The 24,934-nt window shown below is 44.2% G+C and carries 31 protein-coding genes; 27 read left to right on the top strand and 4 right to left on the bottom strand.

Going from position 1 to position 24,934, the window contains the following annotated elements; translation table 11 throughout:
* Positions 1-10: 10 nt before the first annotated feature.
* On the top strand, positions 11-250 hold the full coding sequence (locus ACZ07B_RS02835; RefSeq protein ID WP_003230411.1) for a YqkC family protein: 240 nt from the start codon (positions 11-13) through the stop codon (positions 248-250).
* Between the two features lie 39 nt (positions 251-289).
* Here the strand turns inward: ACZ07B_RS02835 and ACZ07B_RS02830 are convergent, their stop codons facing one another.
* The gene (locus ACZ07B_RS02830; RefSeq protein ID WP_123373260.1) at positions 290-1,207 is read right to left on the bottom strand and encodes an alpha/beta hydrolase; all 918 of its coding nucleotides are present in this window, start codon (positions 1,205-1,207) and stop codon (positions 290-292) included.
* Between the two features lie 159 nt (positions 1,208-1,366).
* Between ACZ07B_RS02830 and ACZ07B_RS02825 the strand changes: the two genes are divergently transcribed.
* Positions 1,367-1,591, top strand: coding sequence for a YqkE family protein (locus ACZ07B_RS02825; RefSeq protein ID WP_003230416.1), 225 nt, complete (start codon positions 1,367-1,369; stop codon positions 1,589-1,591).
* Between the two features lie 31 nt (positions 1,592-1,622).
* Here ACZ07B_RS02825 and ACZ07B_RS02820 read toward each other — a convergent pair whose 3' ends face one another.
* Together ACZ07B_RS02820 and mciZ are read right to left on the bottom strand one after the other, a co-directional pair.
* Positions 1,623-2,543, bottom strand: a complete 921-nt coding sequence (locus ACZ07B_RS02820) for an aldo/keto reductase (RefSeq protein ID WP_464876879.1) — start codon at positions 2,541-2,543, stop codon at positions 1,623-1,625.
* A 62-nt stretch (positions 2,544-2,605) separates the two neighbouring features.
* Positions 2,606-2,728, bottom strand: coding sequence for a Z-ring formation inhibitor MciZ (gene mciZ, locus ACZ07B_RS02815; RefSeq protein ID WP_123373120.1), 123 nt, complete (start codon positions 2,726-2,728; stop codon positions 2,606-2,608).
* Between the two features lie 74 nt (positions 2,729-2,802).
* Between mciZ and nudF the strand changes: the two genes are divergently transcribed.
* Both nudF and ACZ07B_RS02805 read left to right on the top strand, forming a co-directional pair.
* Positions 2,803-3,360 (top strand): ADP-ribose pyrophosphatase, encoded by a 558-nt coding sequence (nudF, locus tag ACZ07B_RS02810; RefSeq protein ID WP_004398600.1) that lies wholly within the window; start codon positions 2,803-2,805, stop codon positions 3,358-3,360.
* A complete protein-coding gene (locus ACZ07B_RS02805; RefSeq protein ID WP_464876878.1) occupies positions 3,357-4,520 on the top strand; it encodes a TIGR00375 family protein in 1,164 nt (387 codons plus the stop codon). The genes nudF and ACZ07B_RS02805 overlap by 4 nt, the downstream gene beginning before the upstream one ends.
* Positions 4,521-4,528: 8 nt before the next feature.
* Here the strand turns inward: ACZ07B_RS02805 and ansR are convergent, their stop codons facing one another.
* Positions 4,529-4,879, bottom strand: coding sequence for an HTH-type transcriptional regulator AnsR (gene ansR, locus ACZ07B_RS02800; RefSeq protein WP_004399024.1), 351 nt, complete (start codon positions 4,877-4,879; stop codon positions 4,529-4,531).
* A 181-nt stretch (positions 4,880-5,060) separates the two neighbouring features.
* Between ansR and ansA the strand changes: the two genes are divergently transcribed.
* The 23 genes from ansA to lysA all read left to right on the top strand — a co-directional run bounded on the left by ansA (position 5,061) and on the right by lysA (position 24,924).
* Positions 5,061-6,050: an asparaginase gene (ansA, locus tag ACZ07B_RS02795; protein ID WP_004399032.1), complete on the top strand. Its 990-nt coding sequence runs from the start codon at positions 5,061-5,063 to the stop codon at positions 6,048-6,050.
* Between the two features lie 44 nt (positions 6,051-6,094).
* Complete coding sequence (gene aspA / locus ACZ07B_RS02790; RefSeq protein ID WP_003230430.1) at positions 6,095-7,522, top strand: aspartate ammonia-lyase; 1,428 nt, start codon at positions 6,095-6,097, stop codon at positions 7,520-7,522.
* Positions 7,523-7,663: 141 nt separating this feature from the next.
* Positions 7,664-9,070 (top strand): malate-H+/Na+-lactate antiporter MleN, encoded by a 1,407-nt coding sequence (gene mleN / locus ACZ07B_RS02785; RefSeq protein WP_464876877.1) that lies wholly within the window; start codon positions 7,664-7,666, stop codon positions 9,068-9,070.
* 17 nt (positions 9,071-9,087) lie between these two features.
* Positions 9,088-10,407, top strand: coding sequence for an NAD-dependent malic enzyme (locus ACZ07B_RS02780; RefSeq protein WP_029317957.1), 1,320 nt, complete (start codon positions 9,088-9,090; stop codon positions 10,405-10,407).
* Between the two features lie 99 nt (positions 10,408-10,506).
* Positions 10,507-10,722, top strand: coding sequence for a hypothetical protein (locus ACZ07B_RS02775; RefSeq protein ID WP_046381161.1), 216 nt, complete (start codon positions 10,507-10,509; stop codon positions 10,720-10,722).
* 100 nt (positions 10,723-10,822) lie between these two features.
* Complete coding sequence (gene spoIIM, locus ACZ07B_RS02770; protein WP_004398593.1) at positions 10,823-11,467, top strand: stage II sporulation protein M; 645 nt, start codon at positions 10,823-10,825, stop codon at positions 11,465-11,467.
* Between the two features lie 112 nt (positions 11,468-11,579).
* Positions 11,580-12,029 (top strand): ferric iron uptake transcriptional regulator, encoded by a 450-nt coding sequence (gene fur / locus ACZ07B_RS02765; RefSeq protein ID WP_003223972.1) that lies wholly within the window; start codon positions 11,580-11,582, stop codon positions 12,027-12,029.
* A gap of 123 nt (positions 12,030-12,152) precedes the next feature.
* Entirely contained in the window at positions 12,153-12,380 is a 228-nt protein-coding gene (locus ACZ07B_RS02760; RefSeq protein ID WP_024572755.1) for a YqzK family protein, read from the top strand.
* Between the two features lie 7 nt (positions 12,381-12,387).
* Positions 12,388-13,278 carry a site-specific tyrosine recombinase XerD gene (gene xerD, locus ACZ07B_RS02755; protein WP_004398985.1) on the top strand — a complete coding sequence of 297 codons (891 nt, stop codon included), beginning with the start codon at positions 12,388-12,390 and terminating at the stop codon, positions 13,276-13,278.
* Positions 13,279-13,438: 160 nt separating this feature from the next.
* Positions 13,439-14,623, top strand: coding sequence for a phosphopentomutase (deoB, locus tag ACZ07B_RS02750; protein ID WP_086344036.1), 1,185 nt, complete (start codon positions 13,439-13,441; stop codon positions 14,621-14,623).
* Positions 14,624-14,635: 12 nt separating this feature from the next.
* Positions 14,636-15,451, top strand: coding sequence for a purine nucleoside phosphorylase I, inosine and guanosine-specific (locus ACZ07B_RS02745; RefSeq protein WP_003230447.1), 816 nt, complete (start codon positions 14,636-14,638; stop codon positions 15,449-15,451).
* 154 nt (positions 15,452-15,605) lie between these two features.
* Positions 15,606-16,775, top strand: a complete 1,170-nt coding sequence (gene dacF / locus ACZ07B_RS02740) for a D-alanyl-D-alanine carboxypeptidase DacF (protein ID WP_464876876.1) — start codon at positions 15,606-15,608, stop codon at positions 16,773-16,775.
* A 95-nt stretch (positions 16,776-16,870) separates the two neighbouring features.
* Positions 16,871-17,224: an anti-sigma F factor antagonist gene (spoIIAA, locus tag ACZ07B_RS02735; RefSeq protein WP_004398633.1), complete on the top strand. Its 354-nt coding sequence runs from the start codon at positions 16,871-16,873 to the stop codon at positions 17,222-17,224.
* Positions 17,221-17,661: an anti-sigma F factor gene (gene spoIIAB / locus ACZ07B_RS02730; RefSeq protein ID WP_014477237.1), complete on the top strand. Its 441-nt coding sequence runs from the start codon at positions 17,221-17,223 to the stop codon at positions 17,659-17,661. Before spoIIAA ends, spoIIAB begins: the two co-directional genes overlap by 4 nt.
* Positions 17,662-17,672: 11 nt before the next feature.
* On the top strand, positions 17,673-18,440 hold the full coding sequence (gene sigF, locus ACZ07B_RS02725) for an RNA polymerase sporulation sigma factor SigF (RefSeq protein ID WP_003230458.1): 768 nt from the start codon (positions 17,673-17,675) through the stop codon (positions 18,438-18,440).
* A 126-nt stretch (positions 18,441-18,566) separates the two neighbouring features.
* A complete protein-coding gene (spoVAA, locus tag ACZ07B_RS02720; protein ID WP_015714205.1) occupies positions 18,567-19,187 on the top strand; it encodes a stage V sporulation protein SpoVAA in 621 nt (206 codons plus the stop codon).
* A complete protein-coding gene (spoVAB, locus tag ACZ07B_RS02715) occupies positions 19,177-19,602 on the top strand; it encodes a stage V sporulation protein SpoVAB (RefSeq protein WP_003230463.1) in 426 nt (141 codons plus the stop codon). Before spoVAA ends, spoVAB begins: the two co-directional genes overlap by 11 nt.
* Before the next feature lie 12 nt (positions 19,603-19,614).
* On the top strand, positions 19,615-20,067 hold the full coding sequence (spoVAC, locus tag ACZ07B_RS02710; protein WP_003223947.1) for a stage V sporulation protein AC: 453 nt from the start codon (positions 19,615-19,617) through the stop codon (positions 20,065-20,067).
* 12 nt (positions 20,068-20,079) lie between these two features.
* A complete protein-coding gene (gene spoVAD, locus ACZ07B_RS02705; RefSeq protein WP_003230465.1) occupies positions 20,080-21,096 on the top strand; it encodes a stage V sporulation protein AD in 1,017 nt (338 codons plus the stop codon).
* A 1-nt stretch (position 21,097) separates the two neighbouring features.
* Entirely contained in the window at positions 21,098-21,448 is a 351-nt protein-coding gene (spoVAE, locus tag ACZ07B_RS02700) for a stage V sporulation protein AE (protein WP_003230467.1), read from the top strand.
* Between the two features lie 7 nt (positions 21,449-21,455).
* Entirely contained in the window at positions 21,456-22,067 is a 612-nt protein-coding gene (gene spoVAEA / locus ACZ07B_RS02695; RefSeq protein WP_003230469.1) for a stage V sporulation protein SpoVABEA, read from the top strand.
* Complete coding sequence (gene spoVAF, locus ACZ07B_RS02690; RefSeq protein ID WP_003230471.1) at positions 22,018-23,499, top strand: spore germination protein SpoVAF; 1,482 nt, start codon at positions 22,018-22,020, stop codon at positions 23,497-23,499. Before spoVAEA ends, spoVAF begins: the two co-directional genes overlap by 50 nt.
* A gap of 105 nt (positions 23,500-23,604) precedes the next feature.
* On the top strand, positions 23,605-24,924 hold the full coding sequence (gene lysA, locus ACZ07B_RS02685) for a diaminopimelate decarboxylase (protein ID WP_086344610.1): 1,320 nt from the start codon (positions 23,605-23,607) through the stop codon (positions 24,922-24,924).
* Positions 24,925-24,934: the final 10 nt, after the last annotated feature.

Genomic DNA, 24,934 nt, shown 5'->3' with positions numbered 1-24,934 from the left:
GACGCGAAACGTGGAACAAAAGCTGAAGGCAATGAAGAACACAGCACAAAATAAAACGTGGGTATCCTTCCTGAATCAAAACCATCCCTATACCTTGCTTCACTGGTCAATTGGAGGAGCAGAGTCCATCAAGAAAGATGTCTGGCTATTGCAGGATGAAATGACCTTCGAGACGCAGGAGTTTACAACGATAGATCTTGCGATTGAATGGATCAGAGAAAATATGGATGGCATTACCGACGTTCTGTAACATAAAAAAGCGAAAGAGCCGAAGAGGCCTTTCGCTTTTTTATTCTGTTGAATCATTCATGTTGTCTAAAAACTCCTGCACTGTTTTTCGGTACGTATCCCGATTTTTGGTATATGACATGGCGTGTTCACCGTTCTCGGCAATGTACAGCGCTTTCGGCCCGCGTTTCTTTTCATAAAGCCGCTCGGTTGAAGAAACAGGAATGTAGTCATCATCCTTACTGTGAATAAAGAGGACCGGCTTTTCGATTTTATCAATGACAGCAAGCGGAGATACTTCACGTGCGCGATAGCCGCCTCTCAGCTTCAAAAAGAAGTCGGCGATAGGAAGCAGGGGCCAAGACGGGAGCCTGTATTCCGCTCTCAGCCGGTAGGCAAGCTGTTCATCAAAACATGCGAACGGACAATCGGCAATATAAAAATCAGCGCCATCGCTGCAGTGTGCACCAGCATAAAGCAGGGCGGTCACAGCTCCCATCGACTCACCGTGAATTCCGATCAATCCGCGATGATTTGTTTTGTTTTTGAGCCAGCTGACAACCTTATTGAGATCATCCTTTTCGTAAAACCCGTAGCTGGTCGTCTTTCCGCCGCTTTGGCCATGCCGGCGATGGTCATAAATGAGCACATTCCAGCCGAGACCAAGAAATAAATGCATATACTTAAGAGAATTCAGCACATTCATGGTTACCCCGTGGCAGATGATGATGGTATTTGGTGTGTCATGCGGTGCGACATGGTATCCTTTTATGTCGTACCCGTAAGCGGATGGTATCACAAAAGCGGTTTTCTCCATTTGTTCAAATGATTCAAACACATCATGTCCGTCGTCTGTCTCTCTTTTGATAATGTCTTCATCCGTTTTTCTCTTGATGAATAGAATCATATTCGAAAAAACAATTCCGATTGCGATGACAGCTGTTACGAGAGCGCCAATGGCCAAAAAGATTTTCTTCAACAAGTCACAGCACCTTTCAACTAAATATAGGTAATTCGTGTTTAAAATCATTATACCTAAACACTGCTTCGCTGAGAAAGTAATCAGAAGAGAGTCTGCTTGTTCAGTGTATATGCTCCGTGATAAACTGTCTTCAAACAAAACATGGGGGAAGTCTGAATGAAAAAACAAAAATCCGCTGACAAACACCAGCTAAAAGACGGCCTTCAATCCGATATCAAAGCAAAGCTTATGGAGATGAAGAGCCAATTGAAGGAAGAGGATGAAAAGAGGCAGGAAAGAGAAAAAGCAGAACAGATCAGAAAGAAAAAAGAGATCGAAAAAAATAAGAGTTTTGAAGAACTCCTAAATGAAAGCCAAATGGATTGGCATCAATATAAATAAACCAGCACCCGTACAGGTGCTGGTTTTTCTGCTATGAGCGATGAGCTTTGTAAATGTCTTGTTTCGTATGAGATTGGAGCGCTTTGATTTCCTCTTCGGTTAAACGCCGTACATTTGCTGCCTGAATATTTTCCCGTAACTGCTCAATCTTACTGGCGCCTGTAATCACTGAAGCGACAGCCGGCTGTGCTAGCAGATACTGCAGCGACTTTTCTGTCATGGAAAGATCGGGAGCCACTTCCTCCATTGCCTTGCGGGCATTTGTCAGTTCCTCGAATGAATAGGACAAGTACCCGTTTTGTTTCATGCTGTCTGAAGCTTGATCAAGCGGTTTTTCAGTTAAGAGCCCTTTGGCAACAGGACCTCTGGCGACTACGCTGATTTGATGTTCCTCTAAAAGCGGGAGCCATTCCTCAGGGCGTCTGTCAAACAGGCTGAATTGCATCATAATGCTGACGATGTTTGATTTTTTTACATATTCTTTAATCACATTCGGGCGGATGGAAGAAATGCCGTAGTAGCGGATGACACCTTCTTGTTTTAATTCCTCAAACGCTTCAATCGTTTCATCAATGTTGTCCTCTATCGTGCCGCCGTGAAGCTGATAAAGGTCGACATAATCTGTTTTCAGACGTGTAAGGCTCTTTTTTACCGCCTCTTTTATGTAAGCTTTTGAAGGGTCCCAATACCAGCCCTCGCTTCCGTCATCCCAACGGTTTCCCGCTTTTGTTGCCAGAATAATATCCTGGCGTCTGTTTTGGATCGCATCACCGACAATTTCTTCATTGCGGCCTCGGTCATACAAATCCGCTGTGTCCAAATAGTTGATGCCAAGCTCGATCGCTTCATCCAGAATGGACAATGCTTTGTTTTTTTCAGTTCCAAGAGACATACAGCCGAGTCCGACTTCACTAATGTCTAAATCAGATGTACCCAATTTGCGCTTTTTCATGTGCACACTCCTTTTTTAGGCTTTGTATTGACCGTAATATAAAGGAGCTAAAGTTTCAACTTTTATGGCTTTGAGATCCAATCTTTCACATATTGAAATGTGCGTCCATACTCTTTTAACTTCGCCCGAATTTCCCATGCTTTTCCGACTAAGACAACACCTTTTGGCAAGCGGTGCACTTTCACGAAGAAGCCCCCTTTTGCTCTAGTATGATAAAATGTATGGGGCATCATATAGAGACAGAACGGGAGATGAAGAAATGAAATCATTAGAAGAAAAAACAATTGCCAAAGAACAGATCTTTTCGGGTAAAGTCATTGATCTTTATGTCGAGGATGTAGAGCTGCCAAACGGCAAAGCCAGTAAACGTGAAATTGTGAAACACCCTGGAGCTGTAGCGGTACTAGCCGTCACAGATGAAGGGAAAATCATCATGGTCAAACAATTCCGTAAGCCGCTTGAGCGGACGATCGTTGAAATTCCGGCCGGTAAGCTTGAAAAAGGTGAGGAGCCGGAGTATACGGCACTTCGGGAACTTGAAGAGGAAACCGGTTATACAGCAAAAAAACTGACAAAAATAACTGCGTTTTATACATCACCCGGATTTGCAGATGAAATTGTTCACGTTTTTCTTGCTGAGGAGCTTTCTGTGCTTGAAGAAAAACGGGAGCTTGATGAGGACGAGTTTGTTGAAGTGATGGAGGTGACGCTTGAAGATGCGCTAAAGCTGGTTGAATCGCGTGAAGTATACGATGCTAAAACAGCCTACGCGATTCAGTATCTTCAGCTGAAAGAAGCGCTCCAAGCACAAAAATGAAAAAGATTTACGCGGATGTGCACATTCATATCGGCCGGACCTTTACAGGAAGGGCTGTCAAAATAACAGGCGCCAAAACATTAACGCTGGACAGAATTTTGGTTGAAGCCAGTGAACATAAAGGAATTGAACTCCTTGGCATTATCGACTGTCATTCTCCGGAAGTCATTCTAGAGATTGAGGAAGGCATTTCATCTGGAAAATATCGCGAGCTTGACGGGGGAGGAATCCGTTATCGCAGCACGACTCTTTTATTGGGGAGCGAGCTGGAGATTTATGATGAAGCCTGCAGCGGACCGATCCATGTGCTCGTATTTATGCCGACGCTGGCTGATATGAAACAGTTTTCAAACTGGCTGTCAGCCCGGCTGAAAAATATTCATTTAAGCTCGCAGCGGATTTATGAAACGGGCTTAAACCTGCAAAAAAAAGTGCAGGATATGGGCGGCTTGTTTATCCCCGCCCATATCTTTACGCCGCATAAAAGCTTATATGGAAAAGGGGTTAAATCAAGCTTAACTGAGGTTTTTGATCCATCTATGATAGACGCGGTGGAGCTTGGATTAAGCTGTGATACAGACATGGCATCACACGTATCGCAATTGAATCCGTATCCTTTTTTAACAAATTCTGATGCGCATTCGTTGGGGAAAATCGGCAGAGAATATAATGAACTATATGTGCAGTCAGCTGATTTTACTGAATTTGCTCTTGCATTAAAGGGACAAGATGACAGGAAAATTATCGCAAATTATGGCTTGGACCCGTTATTGGGGAAATATTATCAGACGGCTTGCGAAGCGTGCGGAGAGCCTGCTGTAAGCGGGGAAACAGCGTGCGCGAATTGCGGAAATGCCAGATTTACCAAGGGAGTCAGCGAAAGATTGCGTGAATTGAGTGATCAGCTTGAAGTTCGCGTCCCGCGTCCGCGATATGTACATCAGATCCCGCTGCAATTTGTTCCGGGTGTAGGCCCGAAAACGCTGGACAAACTAAAAAAAGCCTTCGGAACAGAAATGGCTGTTCTTCACGAGGCTGCAGAAGAAGATTTGGCTCGCGTTGTCCCGCCGAAAACCGCGGCGCTTATCGTAAAAGCGAGATCCGGAAAACTGGAATTGAAAGCCGGAGGAGGAGGAACCTACGGTAAAATTAAACCGTGAGTTAAAGATTAACTCAGTTCCTCCTGTACTTTTCTTTTTGTGCGTATAAAGGTAATCAGCTGGATGATTTCATCTTCACTCAGCGGCTGGCCATCAACAGAAATGGTAAAGTCAAGGCTGCTCCACGTGGCCAATTCTATGGCCTGAGGAGCAGTCTGCTTTTGTTTCTCGCGGCCTAAAAGTTCATCGCAGGTTGTGTCAAAGAGGTCAGCCAGCATGGCGAGCGCTTCAAGTGAAGGCCGTCGGTAGCCTGACTCGTAGCCGGCATATGTGCTTTTTGCGATACCGAGAAGGTCAGCTGTATATTGAAGCGACCAATTTTTCTTTTTTCTCAATTCAGTTAAACGATCTAGATTCATGAACTTCCGCTCCTTTTTCACCTTGAGCTGATTATATCATATAGGTATTAGGAAGTGTACGCGAATTGAATAATAATGTCTTGCGTATTTTATTTTCCGTGTCTATAATTGCATTAAAAGTATGCGAAAAGCGAATACCTTCTCGCAACCCATCTTTAGATACAGTGAAGAGGTGCATGGTATGAAAAAATTATTGATGTTGACAACTGGGGGAACGATTGCTTCAGTTGAAGGGGAAAATGGGCTGGCTCCCGGAGTCAAGGCTGATGAATTATTAAGTTACGTATCAAAACTTGATAACGATTACACAATGGAAACTCAGTCGCTTATGAATATAGACAGCACCAATATGCAGCCTGAATACTGGGTGGAAATAGCGGAAGCCGTTAAGGAAAATTATGATGCCTATGACGGGTTTGTTATTACTCACGGTACAGATACAATGGCCTATACATCTGCCGCACTATCGTATATGCTGCAGCATGCCAAAAAGCCGATTGTCATCACCGGCTCGCAGATTCCGATCACGTTCCAAAAAACCGATGCCAAAAAAAATATTACTGATGCCATTCGATTTGCCTGTGAAGGCGTGGGCGGCGTTTATGTTGTATTTGACGGCAGAGTCATTCAGGGAACGCGTGCGATCAAATTAAGAACGAAAAGCTACGACGCATTTGAAAGCATCAATTACCCATATATCGCTTTTATCAATGAAGACGGGATCGAATACAACAAACAAGTAACGGAACCTGAGAACGACACCTTCACAGTTGACACTTCACTATGTACAGATGTATGTCTGCTGAAGCTGCATCCAGGCTTAAAGCCCGAAATGTTTGATGCCCTGAAAAGCATGTACAAAGGAATTGTCATTGAGAGTTATGGCAGCGGAGGGGTGCCGTTTGAAGGCAGAGACATTTTGTCAAAAGTGAATGAGCTGATCGAAAGCGGCATTGTCGTGGTCATTACGACTCAATGTCTTGAAGAAGGCGAAGACATGAGCATTTACGAAGTTGGCCGCAGAGTCAACCAAGACTTAATTATCCGATCAAGAAATATGAACACAGAAGCAATTGTGCCAAAATTGATGTGGGCACTAGGTCAGTCTTCGGATCTTCCTGTCGTCAAGAGAATTATGGAAACGCCGATAGCTGATGACGTTGTCCTGTAAAATGTAAAAACGATAACCAGCAAAGAGAAAGAAGGTTAAAGATTATGTTAAACGGCCAAAAAGAATATCGCGTGGAAAAAGACTTCCTTGGGGAAAAACAAATTGAAGCAGATGTTTATTACGGAATTCAGACGCTCCGTGCTTCTGAAAATTTCCCGATCACAGGATACAAAATCCATGAGGAAATGATTAACGCACTGGCGATTGTGAAAAAAGCTGCGGCTCTTGCTAACATGGACGTAAAACGGCTGTATGAAGGAATTGGCCAAGCTATCGTACAAGCCGCTGACGAGATTCTGGAAGGCAAGTGGCACGATCAGTTTATCGTCGATCCGATTCAGGGCGGTGCCGGAACTTCTATGAACATGAACGCGAATGAGGTTATCGGAAACCGAGCGCTTGAAATCATGGGACATAAAAAGGGAGATTATATCCATTTAAGTCCAAACACACATGTGAACATGTCACAGTCTACGAACGATGTGTTCCCGACTGCTATTCATATTTCTACATTGAAGCTCTTGGAAAAACTGCTGAAAACAATGGAAGATATGCATAGTGTGTTTAAGCAAAAAGCACAGGAGTTTGATTCTGTTATTAAAATGGGCCGGACACACCTTCAAGATGCGGTTCCGATCCGTCTTGGACAGGAATTCGAAGCTTACAGCCGTGTTCTCGAGCGTGATATCAAACGAATCAAGCAATCGCGCCAGCATCTGTATGAAGTCAACATGGGCGCAACTGCTGTTGGTACAGGGCTGAACGCTGATCCTGAATATATCAAACAGGTAGTAAAGCACCTTGCTGATATTAGCGGGCTTCCTCTTGTCGGCGCTGATCATCTTGTTGATGCGACACAAAATACAGATGCCTATACAGAGGTATCAGCTTCATTAAAAGTCTGCATGATGAACATGTCGAAGATCGCAAACGACCTGCGCTTAATGGCGTCGGGACCGCGCGCCGGACTTGCGGAAATTTCTCTGCCTGCACGTCAGCCGGGTTCATCTATTATGCCGGGGAAAGTCAATCCGGTTATGGCGGAGCTGATCAACCAAATTGCGTTCCAGGTTATCGGAAACGACAATACAATCTGCCTTGCTTCAGAAGCCGGCCAGCTTGAGTTGAACGTCATGGAGCCCGTGCTTGTCTTTAATTTGCTTCAATCCATCAGCATCATGAACAACGGCTTCCGTTCGTTCACTGACAACTGCTTAAAAGGCATTGAAGCCAACGAAAAGCGTATGAAGCAATACGTAGAAAAAAGCGCAGGCGTGATCACAGCTGTCAATCCGCATCTTGGATATGAAGCGGCTGCCAGAATTGCCAGGGAAGCGATTATGACAGGGCAATCTGTCCGTGACCTTTGCCTGCAGCATGATGTGCTGACAGAAGAAGAATTGGATATTATTTTAAATCCATATGAAATGACAAAACCAGGGATTGCAGGAAAAGAACTCTTAGAAAAATAAAATTTGAACAAAATGCAGCTTATTCATCTCCGAATAATCGGATGAATAAGCTGTTTACAACATAGGGATGAGGAAGTATAGTATACGTGTTGCACTATTTATTGAAAGCGTTTTAGCTTTTTACATGAAGGGGGACTTCTTATGAAGGATGTAAGACTGCCAACACTATTCGAAATTATTATTGTACTAGGATCATTTTTAGCACTTGTCATGTCGTTTACAGTCTTTTTAGACTTGCCGATACAGCTCGCGCTCTTCATTTCCTGGTTTATTGCAATGATTCTCGGAATCAGACTCGGTTATTCTTATAAAGATATGCAAAATGCGATTCTGCATGGAATATCAAACGGTCTTGAAGCTGTTCTGATTCTCGTTTCAGTTGGGGCGCTCATTGGAACATGGATCGCCGGAGGCGTTGTGCCGACACTGATTTATTACGGATTAGAATTTATTCACCCTAGTATCTTTTTACTAGCAACATTGATTATTTGTTCAATCATGTCTGTGGCAACAGGAACATCATGGGGAACAGTCGGAACTGCCGGCATCGCCATGATCGCAATTGGAGAAGGATTAGGGATTCCGCTTCCTCTTGTAGCGGGAGCTATCCTTTCAGGCGCATATTTTGGGGACAAGCTGTCTCCTCTGTCTGACAGTACAGTTTTGGCTTCCTCACTATCAAAAGTCGATGTATTGGACCACGTGAGAGCAATGCTTTATTTATCAATACCTGCATATGTGATTACGGCTATTTTATTTACTATTACCGGCTTTATGTACGGCGGGAAAAATATTGATCTTAATAAAGTTGAATTTTTGAAATCATCTTTGCAAAATACGTTTGATATTCATATTTGGATGCTGATTCCGGCTGTTGTCGTCATTGTCTTATTAGCGATGAAAAAGCCGTCTATGCCGGTTATCGTGATCGGTGCTTTGCTTGGCGCAATCTGGGCTGCTGTGTTCCAAGGCATGAATATTGCGGATGCGATTGCCACTGCGTACAACGGATTTTCTATTAAAACAGATGTTGAATTTTTGAACGGCTTGTTAAACCGCGGCGGAATTGTCGGAATGCTCAGTTCCCTTGTCGTGATTATATTTGGTCTTGGTTTTGGAGGCCTGCTTGAGAAACTCGGCGTGCTGAAAGTCATCGTCTCTATGTTTGAAAAGAAATTAACATCTGCCGGCAATGTCACTTTATCTACACTGATTGTAGCGTTTTTAGCAAACATCTTCGGCTGTGCGATGTATGTATCTCTTATTTTGACTCCGAAAATTATGGAAGACAGCTATGATCGCTTACATCTGGACAGAAGAGTGTTATCACGTAACTCAGAGGTTGGGGGAACATTGACTTCGGGGATGGTTCCTTGGTCTGATAATGGGATTTACATGGCTGGTATTTTAGGTGTTTCTACCTTCTCTTATCTGCCGTTTATGTGGCTCAGTTTTGTAGCAATAGGTCTTGCAATTATCTATGGTTATACAGGAAAATTTATATGGTATACGAAAAACAATACAGTTAAAGCCGAAAAACTAGGCTAATAGGGGAGGATCACTGAATGATAGCGAAACACATGATTCGGACACTGATGATCGAAACGCCTTCGGTTCCCGGAAATCTTGGAAGGGTGGCTACGGCAATCGGCCTTCTGGGCGGAGATATTGGTGAAGTGGAGACGGTAAAAGTCGGACCCAATTACACAATGCGGAATATTACCGTTCAAGTGGAGAATGAAGAACAGCTTCAGGAAGTGATCGCGGCTGTACAGGCCCTCGGAGAAGGGATCAGGCTTCACACCGTATCTGATGAAGTCCTGTCCGCACATGAAGGCGGAAAAATCCAAATGAAAAGCAAAATGCCGATCCGTTCACTGGCAGAGCTGGGACGTGTCTACACACCAGGTGTTGCGGATGTGTGCCGACTGATCGAAAAAGAACCTGAAAAAGCTTCTATTTATACAACGATCAGCAATTCTGTTGCAATTGTAACGGATGGAACCGCAATTTTAGGCCTTGGGAATATCGGCTCTGTGGCTGGCATGCCTGTCATGGAAGGAAAGGCTGCTTTGTTTGATCAGCTGGCGGGTATTAGCGGCATTCCGATACTTCTTGATACGAGTGATCCTGAAGAAATCATCAAAACAGTAAAACATATTTCTCCGGGCTTTAGCGGCATCCTTCTTGAGGATATCGGTTCGCCGCATTGTTTTGAAATCGAGGATCGCCTAAAAGAGGAGCTGAACATCCCTGTTATGCACGATGACCAGCATGGTACAGCTGTAGTGACGCTGGCAGCTGCCATTTCGGCATGCAGGAGTGCGGGGGTTGACCTGAAGGAAGCGAAAGTGGGGCAAATCGGCCTTGGCGCAGCAGGCGTGGCCATCTGCCGGATGTTCATGGCTTATGGTGTGAATGCTGTGTACGGAACAGACAAATCAGAGTCAGCAATGAACCGTCTCGAACAATACGGCGGACAGGCAGTTTCCAGTATTGAGGAGCTTATGGAAACATGTGATATTGTCATTGCTACAACGGGCGTTCCGGGTTTAATAAAACCGACATTTGTACGTTCTGGTCAAGTGATTTTGGCTTTATCGAATCCGAAGCCGGAAATTGAGCCGGAGGCCGCGCTGCAGGCTGGCGCCGCATATGCAGCTGACGGGCGTTCTGTTAATAATGTACTCGGTTTTCCTGGGATTTTTAGAGGAGCGCTTAACGCAAAAAGCACGGAGATTAATCATGATATGCTTGTCGCAGCAGCAGAGGCCATCGCAGCCTGCACTAAACAAGGTGATGTGGTCCCTCAGCCGCTTGATTCAAAAGTCCATCATGCGGTAGCAGCAGCTGTCGAGCATGCAGCTCTTACAGCAGTGAAATAAATGTAGCTAAACAGCACCTGTCGTACTAGGTGCTGTTTTTTTCTTATCTGTGTTCAATTTTGTTATCATTACTATGAAAATAAAAAAGGGAGTGATCACATGGCAAAAAGCCAAGCGAAAAAGAAGCGGGAGCATCGATTGAGAAACGGCGGACGTGACGTCTTATTATCAAGAGGCAGCGCACCATCTTTTAGCACACATGAAAGAATGACAAAAAGCAAAAAAGAGATTTTGAATAAACGGAAGCATAAGAATCCTTATGATCATACAGCAGTTGATGATAAGGATTTTTTTGTGCCCCAAAAAGCCGCCTAGCATTCGTCTCTATCGTTTCTTTTTGAAAAAGGGCATGTTTTTCTGTTTCTTTCATACAATCTATTAAATCAAATCACTAGAGCGGGCGGGAGGAAACGGTATGCGAAAAATCTCTTATAAGGACATGTTTCTCAGGCATGTTAAAGATCATCTCTCTCTTTATATATTTGTGTCAGTGCTGTTTTTCATGGGTGTCATCTTTGGCGCGATTATTGTCAACAGTATGACCATCAGCCAGAAAGAAGATTTATACTACTACTTAAGTCAATTTTTTGGACAGCTTTCGGATGGAAAACAGGCAAGTTCAGCTGATATGTTTGGGCAAAGTATCTTTCATAATGCAAAGTATTTAGGCCTGATGTGGATACTGGGAATTTCCGTCATTGGGATGCCGATTATTTTCATCATGATCTTTCTGAAAGGGATCGTCGTCGGCTTTACTGTCGGGTTCCTAGTCAATCAGATGGGAGTAAGCGGGTTTTTCCTATCATTTGTCTCCGTTTTGCCGCAAAATGTGCTGCTGATTCCGGCTTATCTCATTATGGGCACATGTGCAATTGCGTTTTCTTTAAAGTTAATCAGACAGCTGTTCGTGAAACGAAGCCTCCATGACGCGCCGATTCAATGGTTCGGGCGGTATGCCTTTGTGCTGCTGGTCATTCTGTTTTTAGCGCTGATCTCATCTCTCTTTGAAGCATACTTATCTCCTGTTTTAATGGAAAAGCTTACATCTAGACTTTTTTAAAATTATTATTAAAAGAAAACCGTTTTATTTATCAGTTTATAATAATTATAGTTGGAACTCTGCGCGTATTTTGTTATAATGAGTCATGGAATGCGGCGTAGGAGGGAAAGACATGGAAAACCGTATTGATCGAATTAAGAAACAACTGCACTCATCCAGCTATAAACTTACGCCACAGCGTGAAGCGACAGTAAGAGTGCTGCTTGAAAACGAAGAAGACCATTTAAGCGCAGAAGATGTATACCTCCTCGTAAAAGAGAAATCTCCTGAGATCGGTCTCGCTACAGTATACCGTACGCTTGAATTATTAACTGAATTAAAAGTCGTAGATAAAATTAACTTTGGAGACGGTGTGTCCCGTTACGACCTTCGGAAAGAGGGCGCAGCTCACTTTCATCACCACTTGGTGTGCATGGAGTGCGGAGCCGTTGATGAAATTGAAGAAGATTTGCTTGAAGACGTGGAAGAAATCATTGAACGTGATTGGAAATTTAAGATTAAAGATCATAGATTGACGTTTCACGGCATTTGCCACCGCTGTAACGGAAAAGAAACTGAATAGATGGTGCCGAGCGCGAACCTTTTCTCATGGGGAAAGGGTTTTTTGCTGTTTCTATGTATAAAACCTTTCTGATTTGGCATATGGTTTATATAACTGGAACCATAGGAAAGGATCGATTAGGACATGGGAAGATTCCTGAAAACAGCTGTCGATGCATTGAAAGTTTTCATCCTGTTTACCGGTTTTACCGGTTTGTTCTATTATGCTATGATATGGGTGAATCAAGAGTATGAAAACTATCATCGGTATGATAAACCGGAAGGCTCCGCTGTAAAAGTTGTTGAAATGGATCAGGATGAAAAAGGCGGATGGTTCGACCGGTTGATCTTTTTTTACCAAAACGGGGAGTAGATCAAGAGTGAAAGATCAAATAAAGGATTTCATCCACTACGTCATGGTAGAGAGAGGGCTCTCTCAAAATACGATCGTATCCTATGAACGTGACTTGAAAAGCTATTCTCTCTACTTAACAGAAACCCTTCATGTTACGGATTGGAATCACGTTACCCGCATACATATTATCCAATACTTAAAGCATTTGAAGGACTCGGGGAAATCCGGCAAGACATCGGCGCGGCATTTGGCATCCATTCGCTCTTTTCATCAATTTCTGCTCAGGGAAAAAGTAACGGATAAGGACCCTTCCGTTCATATCGAAACACAAAAGACGGAACGGGCGCTTCCAAAGGTGCTCGCACTCAATGAAGTCGAGCGATTATTGGACACGCCTAAGCTGACGAGCCCATTCGGCTATCGGGATAAAGCAATGCTGGAGCTGCTTTATGCGACAGGCATACGAGTCAGTGAAATGATTGAGTTGAAAACGGCAGATGTTCATTTATCTATGGGGTTTATCCGATGCTTCGGCAAAGGCAGAAAAGAACGGATTGTGCCAATTGGTGAAGCCGCCGCTTCCGCCATTGAGGAATATATGACAAAAGCCAGGGGAAAACTGTTAAAGAACAATGTGTCTGACGCCCTCTTTTTAAATCATCACGGCAAACAGATCAGCCGCCAGGGATTTTGGAAGAACCTGAAAAAAATCGCGTTGGAAGCCGGCATTAAGAAAGAGCTGACTCCGCATACGCTCAGGCATTCCTTTGCGACGCATCTGCTTGAGAACGGGGCAGATTTAAGAGCGGTGCAGGAAATGCTCGGTCATGCGGATATATCCACGACGCAAATTTATACGCATGTGACGAAAACAAGGCTGAAGGATGTGTACAAGCAGTTTCATCCGCGAGCATAGCCGCAGGTGGCTGCGGCTTTTTTGTTTAGAGCGACAGAAAATATTGAAGTTTCTCATTATTTCCAAATACATTGTCAACGGGAATGAAAACGGTTTATACTTGAGTTGTCAGACCTCTTAGCGATACAATAGACGTATAGAAAAAAAGGAGGCTTTCAAGATGCCTGCATACAAATATAATCGTGTGTTTTTAATTGTGATGGACTCAGTCGGAATCGGCGAAGCGCCGGATGCCGCTGACTTTAATGACGAAGGCGCTCATACACTCGGTCATATTGCCGAGCATATGAACGGATTACATATGCCGAATATGGCAAAGCTCGGCCTTGGTCTTATCGAAGATATCAAAGGTGTAGAAAAAACAGAACATCCGCTTGCGTATTATGGAAAAATGCAAGAAGCGTCAAACGGAAAAGATACGATGACCGGCCATTGGGAGATTATGGGTTTATACATTGATAAACCATTTAAAGTGTTCCCGGAAGGCTTTCCTGATGAATTGCTTCAAGAGCTGGAAAAGAGATCTGGCCGCAAAATTATTGGAAACAAGCCGGCTTCCGGCACAGCGATTTTGGATGAGCTTGGTCAGGAGCACATGGAGACAGGGGCTTTAATTGTTTACACGTCTGCTGACTCTGTTCTGCAAATTGCCGCTCACGAAGAGGTTGTGCCGCTTGAGGAGCTGTATCGCATTTGCGAAACGGCGAGAGAGCTGACGCTTGATCCGAAATATATGGTTGGCCGCATTATTGCACGGCCGTTCGTCGGAGAGCGGGGTCAATTCAAACGGACGCCAAACCGTCATGATTATGCGCTGAAGCCGTTTGACCGTACTGTCATGAATGAATTGAAAGACAGCGGCTTAGATGTGATTTCAATCGGTAAAATCTCTGATATTTACGACGGAGAAGGCATTACTTCTTCACGCAGAACGGTTTCTAATATGGACGGAATGGACAAGGTGATCGATACGCTGGGAGAAGACTTTACGGGTCTGAGCTTTGCGAACCTTGTTGATTTTGACGCGTTATTCGGACACCGCCGTGACCCTGAAGGCTACGGACGCGCGCTTGAAGAATTTGATGCGCGGCTTCCGGAAGTGTTTGAAAAAATGAGAGAAGACGATCTGTTAATTATTACAGCCGACCACGGCAATGATCCGATTCATCATGGGACTGACCATACACGCGAGTATGTGCCGATTCTCGCTTACAGCAAAAAACATAAGAAAGCGCAAATGCTGCCGCTTGCAGATACATTTGCTGATATTGGCGCAACGATCGCTGATAATTTCCAAACGAATAAACCGAAATACGGGAAAAGCTTTTTATCTTTATTACAATAGGGGGACTGTTTCTTGAAGGACAGAATTGAACGCGCAGCAGCTTTTATTAAACAAAACCTGCCGGAATCTCCGAAGATCGGCCTTATTTTAGGCTCAGGTCTTGGCATTTTGGCTGACGAAATCGAAAATCCGGTCAAGCTGAAATATGAAGACATACCTGAATTCCCGGTATCTACTGTTGAAGGGCATGCCGGACAACTTGTGCTTGGCACTCTTGAAGGAGTTTCCGTCATTGCAATGCAGGGCCGCTTTCATTTTTATGAAGGCTACTCAATGGAGAAAGTCACATTCCCTGTACGCGTGATGAAAGCGCTCGGTGTGGAAGCGTTGATCGTGACAAATGCCGCAGGCGGTGTCAACACTGAATTCCGTGCGGGAGACTTAATGATTATTACCGATCATATCAACTTTATGGGAACAAACCCGTTAATCGGGCCAAACGAAGCTGATTTCGGCGCCAGATTTCCAGATATGTCTTCAGCCTATGACAAAGATCTGTCCAGCCTGGCTGAAAAGATTGCGAAAGACCTTAATATCCCAATTCAAAAAGGCGTGTACACTGCTGTGACAGGACCTTCTTACGAAACACCGGCAGAAGTCCGTTTCTTAAGAACGATGGGCTCTGATGCAGTCGGCATGTCTACTGTTCCGGAAGTCATTGTGGCGAATCATGCGGGAATGCGGGTTCTTGGCATTTCCTGCATCTCTAACGCGGCAGCCGGAATTCTGGATCAGCCTTTAAGTCACGATGAAGTTATGGAAGTGACCGAAAAAGTAAAAGCTGGATTCTTGAAGCTTGTTAAAGCGATCGTCGCTCAGTACGAATAAATATGAATCAATGCAGAACCAAAAGACAGCTGTGTCTGATATCACACAGCTGTCTTTTTTTATGCCCAAAATTCGAAACATTTTCCATCAGTGGCGTATAAAACCATCCCGCTTGGAAAAAATAAAAAGGATTATGAAATGGAGGGCTTTTGAGATGAAACGTCTTTTATCCACTTTGTTGATTGGTATAATGCTGCTTACATTTGCACCGTCTGCATTTGCAAAACAAGACGGAAAACGTACATCGGAGCTTGCTCATGAAGCGAAGTCTGCGGTGCTGATAGAACGTGACACAGGAAAAGTGCTTTACAACAAGAACAGCAATGAGAGACTGGCGCCTGCAAGCATGACGAAAATTATGACGATGCTTTTGATTATGGAAGCTTTAGATAAAGGCAAAATCAAAATGAGTGATAAGGTCCGTACAAGCGAGCATGCGGCGTCAATGGGCGGCTCACAGATCTTCCTTGAGCCCGGCGAAGAAATGACTGTCAAAGAAATGCTGAAGGGTATCGCAATCGCTTCGGGAAATGACGCTTCCGTCGCCATGGCTGAATTTATTTCCGGCTCTGAAGAAGAATTTGTTCAGAAAATGAACAAAAAAGCAAAAGAGCTGGGATTGAAAAATACATCCTTCAAAAACCCGACCGGATTGACCGAGGAAGGACATTACAGCTCTGCTTATGACATGGCAATCATGGCTAAGGAATTATTGAAATACGAATCAATTACGAAGTTTACCGGCACGTATGAAGATTACCTTCGTGAAAATACAGATAAAAAGTTTTGGCTTGTGAATACAAATCGCCTTATCAAATTTTATCCTGGTGTAGACGGCGTAAAAACAGGCTATACAGGCGAAGCGAAATATTGTCTGACTGCTTCGGCAAAAAAAGGAAACATGCGGGCCATAGCGGTTGTATTCGGAGCGAGCACGCCTAAAGAAAGAAACGCGCAAGTGACAAAAATGCTTGACTTCGCCTTTAGCCAGTATGAAACGCATCCTTTATATAAACGAAATGAAACAGTAGCAAAAGTAAAGGTCAAAAAAGGGAAACAAAAATTGATCGAACTCTCTACATCTGAGTCGATTTCAATATTGACGAAAAAAGGCGAGGATATGAACGATGTGAAAAAAGAAATCAAGATGAAGGACAATATTAGTGCTCCGATTCAAAAAGGCCAAGAGCTTGGCACTCTAGTTCTGAAAAAGGATGGAGAAGTACTCGCTGAAAGTCCTGTTGCTGCAAAAGAAGATATGAAGAAAGCCGGGTTTATCACATTCTTGAAGCGGACGATGGGAGACTGGACAAAATTTAAGTAATTATGCCGAATGACCACTAGTTTTGTCACGGTGAAGGAATTCATTCCGTCGAAATCGAAACACTCATTATCCGATCATATCAAGGAGGAATGAGCATGAGCCTTGGAATTGACATGAATGTCAAAGAATCTGTGCTTTGTATTCGATTAACAGGCGAACTCGATCACCATACGGCTGAAACCCTGAAGCAAAAAGTGACTCAATCATTGGAGAAGGATGATATTCGCCATATCGTGCTGAACTTGGAGGATCTTTCCTTTATGGACAGCTCGGGGCTTGGCGTTATTTTAGGAAGATACAAGCAAATTAAGCAAATTGGCGGGGAAATGGTCGTTTGCGCTATCTCTCCTGCGGTGAAGCGATTGTTTGATATGTCGGGTCTGTTTAAAATTATCCGATTTGAACAATCTGAACAGCAGGCGCTCCTGACACTGGGGGTGGCATCATGAAAAATGAAATGCACATTGAGTTTTCTGCCCTCAGTCAGAATGAATCGTTCGCCCGTGTGACAGTTGCTTCATTTATAGCTCAGCTGGACCCGACAATGGATGAACTGACTGAAATCAAAACAGTCGTGTCAGAGGCAGTCACAAATGCAATTATCCATGGATATGAAGAGAACTGTGAAGGGAAAGTTTACATTTCAGTGACGCTGGAAGATCATGTCGTATATATGACTATTCGTGATGAAGGCTTAGGCATTACAGATCTTGAAGAAGCCCGTCAGCCTCTATTTACGACTAAGCCTGAGCTTGAGCGCTCTGGAATGGGCTTTACCATTATGGAAAATTTCATGGATGATGTCAGTATCGATTCATCGCCTGAAATGGGAACAACGATTCGCTTAACAAAGCACTTATCAAAAAGCAAAGCGCTTTGTAATTAAGGAGATTTGTTATGGATGTGGAGGTTAAGAAAAACGGCAAAAACGCTCAGCTGAAGGATCATGAAGTAAAGGAATTAATCAAACAAAGCCAAAATGGCGACCAGCAGGCAAGAGACCTCCTCATAGAAAAAAACATGCGTCTTGTTTGGTCTGTCGTACAGCGGTTTTTAAACAGAGGATATGAGCCTGACGATCTCTTCCAGATCGGCTGCATCGGGCTGTTAAAATCTGTTGACAAATTTGATTTAACCTATGATGTGCGTTTTTCAACGTATGCAGTGCCGATGATTATCGGAGAAATCCAGCGATTTATCCGTGATGACGGAACTGTAAAGGTATCACGGTCATTAAAAGAGCTTGGAAACAAAATCCGGCGCGCGAAGGATGAGCTTTCGAAAACACTGGGCAGAGTGCCGACGGTGCAGGAGATCGCTGACCATTTGGAGATTGAAGCTGAGGATGTTGTACTGGCCCAAGAGGCGGTAAGGGCTCCATCTTCGATTCACGAAACCGTTTATGAAAATGACGGAGATCCGATTACCCTGCTTGATCAAATCGCTGACAACTCAGAAGAAAAATGGTTTGACAAAATTGCGCTGAAAGAAGCAATCAGCGATTTGGAGGAAAGGGAAAAACTAATCGTCTATCTCAGATATTATAAAGACCAGACACAGTCCGAGGTGGCTGAGCGGCTCGGGATCTCTCAGGTGCAGGTTTCCAGGCTTGAAAAGAAAATATTAAAACAGATCAAGGTTCAAATGGATCATACGGATGGCTAGTCTGCAGTGCAGGCTAGCTTTTTTATGTGCAAAAGCGTGGTAATTTATGGTCTTTTCGAGCGGATGAATGAGAACAAAATCGAACCACATACTACATATATAACCACCGAAAGATGGTGATCAATGATGGAACGACGAATATTTATCCGGCTTCGCCACCGGGTGCTGGCACATCCAGGGGATATTATTACCGTTGGAGATGCCGCGCAAATAGAAGGGCAGCTTCAGCTGAAAAAGAAACTTTCGGCTATGCCGCTTTATCAGGTGAGCGAAAAAGATAAAAATATCGTAATTCTGGATATCATACAAGTCCTCAGAGCCATTCATTTACAAGATCCGACACTTGATGTTCAAACCGTAGGCGGAGCAGAAACCATTGTTGAAATTCAATATCGAAAGCGAAATTTATCAACGGTTCTATTTATCGGTGTCTGGCTGCTTCTGTTTATTGGATCGTGTCTTGCCATCATGAACTTTCATGAGGATGTAAGCATGAGAGATGTTCATATCGCACTATATGAAATCATAACCGGAGAGAGGAATGACTATCCATATTTGCTTCAAATCCCATACAGCATCGGTTTGGGACTGGGGATGATCGTGTTTTTTAACCACATATTTAAAAAGCGCCTAAATGAAGAGCCCAGCCCGCTGGAGGTTGAGATGTTTAACTATCAGCTTGATCTCGATCAATATGTGGCCATGCATGAGAATCAAGAAACCATAAAGGATCTGCATGATCGTTAGTGTATTGTTCATTATTTTTGTCGGGCTCGGCGGAGGCATAACGGTGGGGGCGGGTTTCGTTGCTTTTTTAACCGTAATGGGAATCATTCCGCGGCTGATGCAGCTCACCAAAACAATGAGATTTGTTCAGGCTTATGAAGCGGCTGTTATTCTTGGCGCGGTTTGCGGGGGATGGGAGACGCTTCATATGAATCATCTTTATCTAACAAAATGGATAGCTGTGCCGGTCGGGCTTCTGGCAGGTTTGTTCGTCGGGATGCTAGCGGCTGCTCTTACAGAGGTTTTAAATGTCCTGCCGATTTTGGCAAAACGAATCGGGCTCAGAAGTAAAATCATTATTCTGTTAATGGCCATCGTGATTGGGAAAATCGCGGGATCCTTATTTCATTGGCTGTACTTTATTGACCATTCATAAGGAGGTTTCAAGATGACAAACATAAAAGAAAATTACAAATCAAAAGTGAAAACATATCAGCCTAAGCCGCCTTACGTCTGGAACTGTGTAAAAGCCTTTTTAGTGGGCGGACTGATTTGTGCAATCGGGCAAGGTCTGCAAAATTTTTATATCCATTTTTTTGATTTCAATGAAAAAACTGCGGGGAATCCAACAGCTGCAACGCTGATATTAATTTCCGCCCTGCTTACAGGGTTCGGCATCTATGACAGAATCGGACAATTCGCAGGCGCAGGTTCAGCCGTACCTGTCACAGGTTTTGCCAACAGTATGGCAAGCGCGGCTCTTGAATATAAAAGTGAAGGATTAGTGCTTGGAGTAGCGACAAATATGTTTAAACTGGCAGGAAATGTTATTGTTTTCGGAGTTGTAGCTGCATACATCGTTGGAATGATTCGGTTTGCTTTTGAGAAACTGATGTCATAGGAGGAGAAGAAAATGAAATTAACAGGAAAGCAAACCTGGGTATTTGAACATCCCATATTTGTCAACTCAGCGGGAACGGCAGCAGGACCAAAGGAAAAAGACGGACCGCTCGGCTCTTTATTTGATAAAACCTATGACGAAATGCATTGTAATCAAAAAAGCTGGGAAATGGCGGAACGGCAGCTCATGGAAGACGCTGTTAATGTTGCGCTTCAAAAAAACAATCTGACAAAAGATGATATTGACCTATTGCTCGCAGGCGACTTGCTGAACCAAAACGTGACGGCTAACTATGTGGCAAGACACTTGAAAATCCCATTTCTTTGTATGTTTGGCGCCTGTTCAACATCAATGGAAACAGTGGCTGTCGCATCAGCCTTAGTTGATGGCGGGTTTGCCAAAAGGGCACTGGCTGCCACAAGCAGTCACAATGCAACTGCGGAAAGACAGTTTCGCTATCCGACAGAATACGGAGGGCAAAAACCGGACACTGCTACCTCCACTGTAACCGGAAGCGGTGCAGTTGTCATCAGTCAGACACCGGGTGATATCCAAATCACAAGTGCGACTGTCGGAAAGGTTTCTGATTTAGGAATTACAGATCCTTTTGATATGGGATCGGCTATGGCTCCGGCTGCAGCTGATACGATTAAGCAGCACTTTAAAGATCTCAACCGGACAGCGGATGATTATGATCTAATCCTGACAGGTGACCTGTCAGGCGTCGGTTCTCCAATCGTAAAAGACATCTTAAAAGAAGATGGATATCCAGTCGGCACAAAGCATGATGATTGCGGGCTTCTGATTTACACTCCGGATCAGCAGGTCTTTGCCGGGGGGAGTGGCTGTGCTTGTTCAGCGGTTGTCACCTACTCTCATATTTTTAAGCAGCTGAGAGAAGGAAAATTAAACCGTGTATTTGTCGTGGCGACCGGGGCGCTGTTAAGCCCGACGATGATCCAGCAAAAAGAAACCATTCCGACTATCGCCCACGGGGTTGTATTTGAGCGTGCAGGAGGTGCATCTTAACATGGACTACCTTTTGGCTTTTGTATGCGGCGGGGCCATTTGTATCGTCGGCCAGCTGCTCTTGGATATTTTTAAATTGACGCCAGCTCATGTCATGACATCATTTGTTGTAATCGGTGCAATATTAGATGGTTTCGGCATTTACGATAAATTTATTGAATTTGCCGGAGGAGGCGCCACCGTTCCGATCGTCAGCTTCGGTCACAGTCTTCTGCACGGTGCTATGCATCAGGCGCATATACACGGATTTATAGGAATCGGCATGGGGATTTTTGAGCTGACCTCGGCCGGTATCTCAGCCGCTATTCTTTTCGCCTTTATCGTAGCTGTTATTTTCAAACCGAAAGGATAATGCCGACATGACGACAAAACGCAAGGTCATACTGGTAACAGACGGGGATGTTTATGCCGCTAAAACAATTGAATACGCCGCAAGCAAAGTGGGAGGTCGATGTATTTCACAATCAAAAGGGAATCCTTCCACCCGCAGCGGCGCCGAGCTTGTCAAGCTGATCGCCTCAGCACCGTATGATCCTGTATTTGTCATGTTTGACGACTCCGGCCTTCAAGGAGAGGGTCCGGGAGAAGCCGCTCTGACCTATGTCGCAACCCATCCGTCTATTGAAGTGCTCGGTGTGATTGCGGTCGCGTCAAAAACACATCAGGCTGAATGGACCAGGGTCGATGTAAGCATTGACCGCAATGGAGAAATAACTGAATACGGCGTCGATAAAGTCGGGGAAAGGGAATTTGATGACCACAGAATGAGTGGAGATACAGTCTATTGCCTTGATAAACTTGATCTCCCGCTTATTGTCGGTATCGGGGATATCGGCAAAATGGGCAGAAAAGACGATATCTCAAAAGGGTCGCCAATCACCATGAAAGCGGTCGAGTTTATTTTAGAAAGGAGCGGGTATCATGCCGGACCACAAGGAAGAGAAAATTCGGGTTTATCGGAATCCAGCTAAAAATGAAGAATATTTCAAAAACCGTGTTGGGATGGGGACGAGCTATGATGTAGGTGTTCGCAAGCTCACGATTTTAGATAAAGAGATCCAGCTTTACTATCTAAATGGATTATGCGATACAGCCTATATTATTCATTTAATGAGAGAACTTGTTGCCATTAACAATCGGAAAGAAGACCCTGATGAGCTGGTCGACATCGTCGAAAACAGGCTGCTTAACGCCCAGGTCGAAAAAGTAAAAACCTTGGATGAAACCACCGACCAAGTGCTGTCCGGGCTCGTCGCTGTCATTGTTGAAGGTGCAGGCTTCGCATTTATAATTGACGTCAGAAGCTATCCGGGCAGAAACCCGGAAGAACCTGATACGGAAAAGGTGGTCAGGGGAGCCAGAGACGGATTTGTTGAAAATATCGTCGTCAATACGGCCCTTCTCAGAAGGCGGATCAGAGACGAACGCCTTCGAGTCAAGATGACGAAAGTTGGTGAGCGGTCAAAGACGGATTTAAGCATTTGTTATATAGAAGATATAGCTGATCCGGATCTGGTTGAGATCGTAGAAAAAGAAATTGCATCCATTGATGTCGATGGATTAACAATGGCAGACAAAACTGTCGAGGAATTCATTGTTAATCAAAGCTATAATCCTTTTCCGCTCGTGCGCTATACAGAAAGACCGGATGTGGCCGCAAATCATGTTCTAGAAGGCCATGTTATCATTATAGTGGACACATCGCCGAGTGTAATCATTACCCCAACGACTTTATTTCACCATGTGCAGCATGCTGAAGAATATAGGCAGGCTCCTTCAGTCGGGACCTTTTTAAGATGGGTAAGATTTTTCGGTATTCTTGCTTCTACTTTATTTCTTCCGATCTGGTTTCTCTTTGTGCTTCAGCCTGATCTGCTTCCGGACAACATGAAATTTATCGGTTTAAATAAAGATACGCATATCCCGATCATCCTGCAGATATTTTTAGCTGACTTAGGAATCGAGTTTCTCAGAATGGCTGCCATTCACACACCGACGGCTTTATCGACAGCAATGGGTTTAATTGCCGCTGTTCTGATCGGGCAGATTGCGATTGAGGTCGGCCTTTTTTCGCCTGAGGTGATTCTGTACGTCTCACTTGCGGCGATTGGAACCTTTACGACGCCTAGTTATGAATTAAGCTTGGCAAACAAAATGAGCCGTCTTGTCCTCATGATACTCGTTGCCTTATTTCATATAAAAGGGCTCGTCATCGGATTTACAGTGCTAATTATTGCCATGGCAAGCATCAAATCCCTTCAGACACCGTACTTATGGCCGCTGATTCCCTTTAACGGAAAGGCGCTGTGGCAGGTTCTTGTCCGCACAGCGAAACCTGGCGCAAAAGTAAGACCCAGTATCGTTCACCCCAAAAATCGCTTAAGACAGCCTACCAATTCATAATCGCATTGAAACTGACTGAAGAGTATGATAATGTATGTCTTAATTATGAAGGGACAGTCCATAAAACTGTCCTTTCATCCATAAGCGGAGAAAGAGGGAATGACATTGTTCTTACACGGCACAAGCAGACAAAATCAACATGGTCATTTAGAAATCGGAGGTGTGGATGCTCTCTATTTAGCTGAGAAATATGGTACACCTCTTTACGTATATGATGTGGCTTTAATACGTGAGCGTGCTAAAAGCTTTAAGCAGGCGTTTATTTCTGCAGGGCTGAAAGCACAGGTGGCATATGCGAGCAAAGCATTCTCATCAGTCGCAATGATTCAGCTCGCTGAGGAAGAGGGACTTTCTTTAGATGTCGTATCCGGAGGAGAGCTATATACGGCTGTTGCGGCAGGCTTTCCGGCAGAACGCATCCACTTTCATGGAAACAATAAGAGCAGGGAAGAACTGCGCATGGCGCTTGAGCACCGCATCGGCTGCATTGTGGTGGATAATTTCTATGAAATTGCGCTTCTTGAAGACCTATGTAAAGAAACGGGTCACTCCATCGATGTTCTTCTTCGGATCACGCCCGGAGTAGAAGCGCATACGCATGACTACATTACAACGGGCCAGGAAGATTCAAAGTTTGGTTTCGACCTTCATAACGGACAAACTGAACGGGCCATCGAACAAGTATTACAATCGGAACACATTCAGCTGCTGGGTGTCCATTGCCATATCGGATCGCAAATCTTTGATACGGCCGGTTTTGTGTTAGCAGCGGAAAAAATCTTCAAAAAACTAGACGAGTGGAGAGATTCATATTCATTTGTATCCAAGGTGCTGAATCTTGGAGGAGGTTTCGGCATTCGTTATACGGAAGATGATGAACCGCTTCATGCCACTGAATACGTTGAAAAAATTATCGGAGCTGTGAAAGAAAATGCTTCCCGTTACGGTTTTGATATCCCGGAAATTTGGATCGAACCGGGCCGTTCTCTTGTGGGAGACGCAGGCACAACTCTTTATACGGTTGGCTCTCAAAAAGAAGTGCCGGGTGTCCGCCAGTATGTGGCAGTAGACGGAGGCATGAACGACAATATTCGTCCTGCGCTTTACCAAGCTAAATATGAAGCTGCGGCAGCCAACAGGATCGGAGAAGCGCATGACAAAACGGTATCAATTGCCGGAAAGTGCTGTGAAAGCGGAGATATGCTGATTTGGGATATTGACCTGCCGGAAGTAAAAGAAGGCGATCTTCTTGCCGTTTTTTGTACAGGCGCTTATGGATACAGCATGTCCAACAATTATAACCGTATTCCGAGACCCGCCGTTGTATTTGTCGAAAACGGTGAGGCTCATTTAGTCGTGAAGCGAGAAACATACGAAGATATTGTAAAACTTGATCTGCCATTTAAAACGGGTGTAAAGCAATAAAAGAAAGCGC

Source organism: Bacillus sp. 9.4 (assembly GCF_055486415.1).
The sequence above is the reverse complement of the archived record's forward strand: the minus strand, read 5'-3'. Positions and strand labels throughout refer to the sequence as shown.

What these genes read in the sequence shown, in the direction of transcription:
- ACZ07B_RS02825 (WP_003230416.1), top strand. Translation starts at nt 1,367, where the DNA reads ATGAAAAAACAAAAATCCGCTGACAAACACCAGCTAAAAGACGGCCTT.
- ACZ07B_RS02820 (WP_464876879.1), bottom strand. Translation starts at nt 2,543, where the DNA reads ATGAAAAAGCGCAAATTGGGTACATCTGATTTAGACATTAGTGAAGTC.
- nudF (WP_004398600.1), top strand. Translation starts at nt 2,803, where the DNA reads ATGAAATCATTAGAAGAAAAAACAATTGCCAAAGAACAGATCTTTTCG.
- ACZ07B_RS02805 (WP_464876878.1), top strand. Translation starts at nt 3,357, where the DNA reads ATGAAAAAGATTTACGCGGATGTGCACATTCATATCGGCCGGACCTTT.
- ansR (WP_004399024.1), bottom strand. Translation starts at nt 4,879, where the DNA reads ATGAATCTAGATCGTTTAACTGAATTGAGAAAAAAGAAAAATTGGTCG.
- ansA (WP_004399032.1), top strand. Translation starts at nt 5,061, where the DNA reads ATGAAAAAATTATTGATGTTGACAACTGGGGGAACGATTGCTTCAGTT.
- aspA (WP_003230430.1), top strand. Translation starts at nt 6,095, where the DNA reads ATGTTAAACGGCCAAAAAGAATATCGCGTGGAAAAAGACTTCCTTGGG.
- mleN (WP_464876877.1), top strand. Translation starts at nt 7,664, where the DNA reads ATGAAGGATGTAAGACTGCCAACACTATTCGAAATTATTATTGTACTA.
- ACZ07B_RS02780 (WP_029317957.1), top strand. Translation starts at nt 9,088, where the DNA reads ATGATAGCGAAACACATGATTCGGACACTGATGATCGAAACGCCTTCG.
- ACZ07B_RS02775 (WP_046381161.1), top strand. Translation starts at nt 10,507, where the DNA reads ATGGCAAAAAGCCAAGCGAAAAAGAAGCGGGAGCATCGATTGAGAAAC.
- spoIIM (WP_004398593.1), top strand. Translation starts at nt 10,823, where the DNA reads ATGCGAAAAATCTCTTATAAGGACATGTTTCTCAGGCATGTTAAAGAT.
- fur (WP_003223972.1), top strand. Translation starts at nt 11,580, where the DNA reads ATGGAAAACCGTATTGATCGAATTAAGAAACAACTGCACTCATCCAGC.
- ACZ07B_RS02760 (WP_024572755.1), top strand. Translation starts at nt 12,153, where the DNA reads ATGGGAAGATTCCTGAAAACAGCTGTCGATGCATTGAAAGTTTTCATC.
- deoB (WP_086344036.1), top strand. Translation starts at nt 13,439, where the DNA reads ATGCCTGCATACAAATATAATCGTGTGTTTTTAATTGTGATGGACTCA.
- dacF (WP_464876876.1), top strand. Translation starts at nt 15,606, where the DNA reads ATGAAACGTCTTTTATCCACTTTGTTGATTGGTATAATGCTGCTTACA.
- spoIIAA (WP_004398633.1), top strand. Translation starts at nt 16,871, where the DNA reads ATGAGCCTTGGAATTGACATGAATGTCAAAGAATCTGTGCTTTGTATT.
- spoIIAB (WP_014477237.1), top strand. Translation starts at nt 17,221, where the DNA reads ATGAAAAATGAAATGCACATTGAGTTTTCTGCCCTCAGTCAGAATGAA.
- sigF (WP_003230458.1), top strand. Translation starts at nt 17,673, where the DNA reads ATGGATGTGGAGGTTAAGAAAAACGGCAAAAACGCTCAGCTGAAGGAT.
- spoVAA (WP_015714205.1), top strand. Translation starts at nt 18,567, where the DNA reads ATGGAACGACGAATATTTATCCGGCTTCGCCACCGGGTGCTGGCACAT.
- spoVAB (WP_003230463.1), top strand. Translation starts at nt 19,177, where the DNA reads ATGATCGTTAGTGTATTGTTCATTATTTTTGTCGGGCTCGGCGGAGGC.
- spoVAC (WP_003223947.1), top strand. Translation starts at nt 19,615, where the DNA reads ATGACAAACATAAAAGAAAATTACAAATCAAAAGTGAAAACATATCAG.
- spoVAD (WP_003230465.1), top strand. Translation starts at nt 20,080, where the DNA reads ATGAAATTAACAGGAAAGCAAACCTGGGTATTTGAACATCCCATATTT.
- spoVAE (WP_003230467.1), top strand. Translation starts at nt 21,098, where the DNA reads ATGGACTACCTTTTGGCTTTTGTATGCGGCGGGGCCATTTGTATCGTC.
- spoVAEA (WP_003230469.1), top strand. Translation starts at nt 21,456, where the DNA reads ATGACGACAAAACGCAAGGTCATACTGGTAACAGACGGGGATGTTTAT.
- spoVAF (WP_003230471.1), top strand. Translation starts at nt 22,018, where the DNA reads ATGCCGGACCACAAGGAAGAGAAAATTCGGGTTTATCGGAATCCAGCT.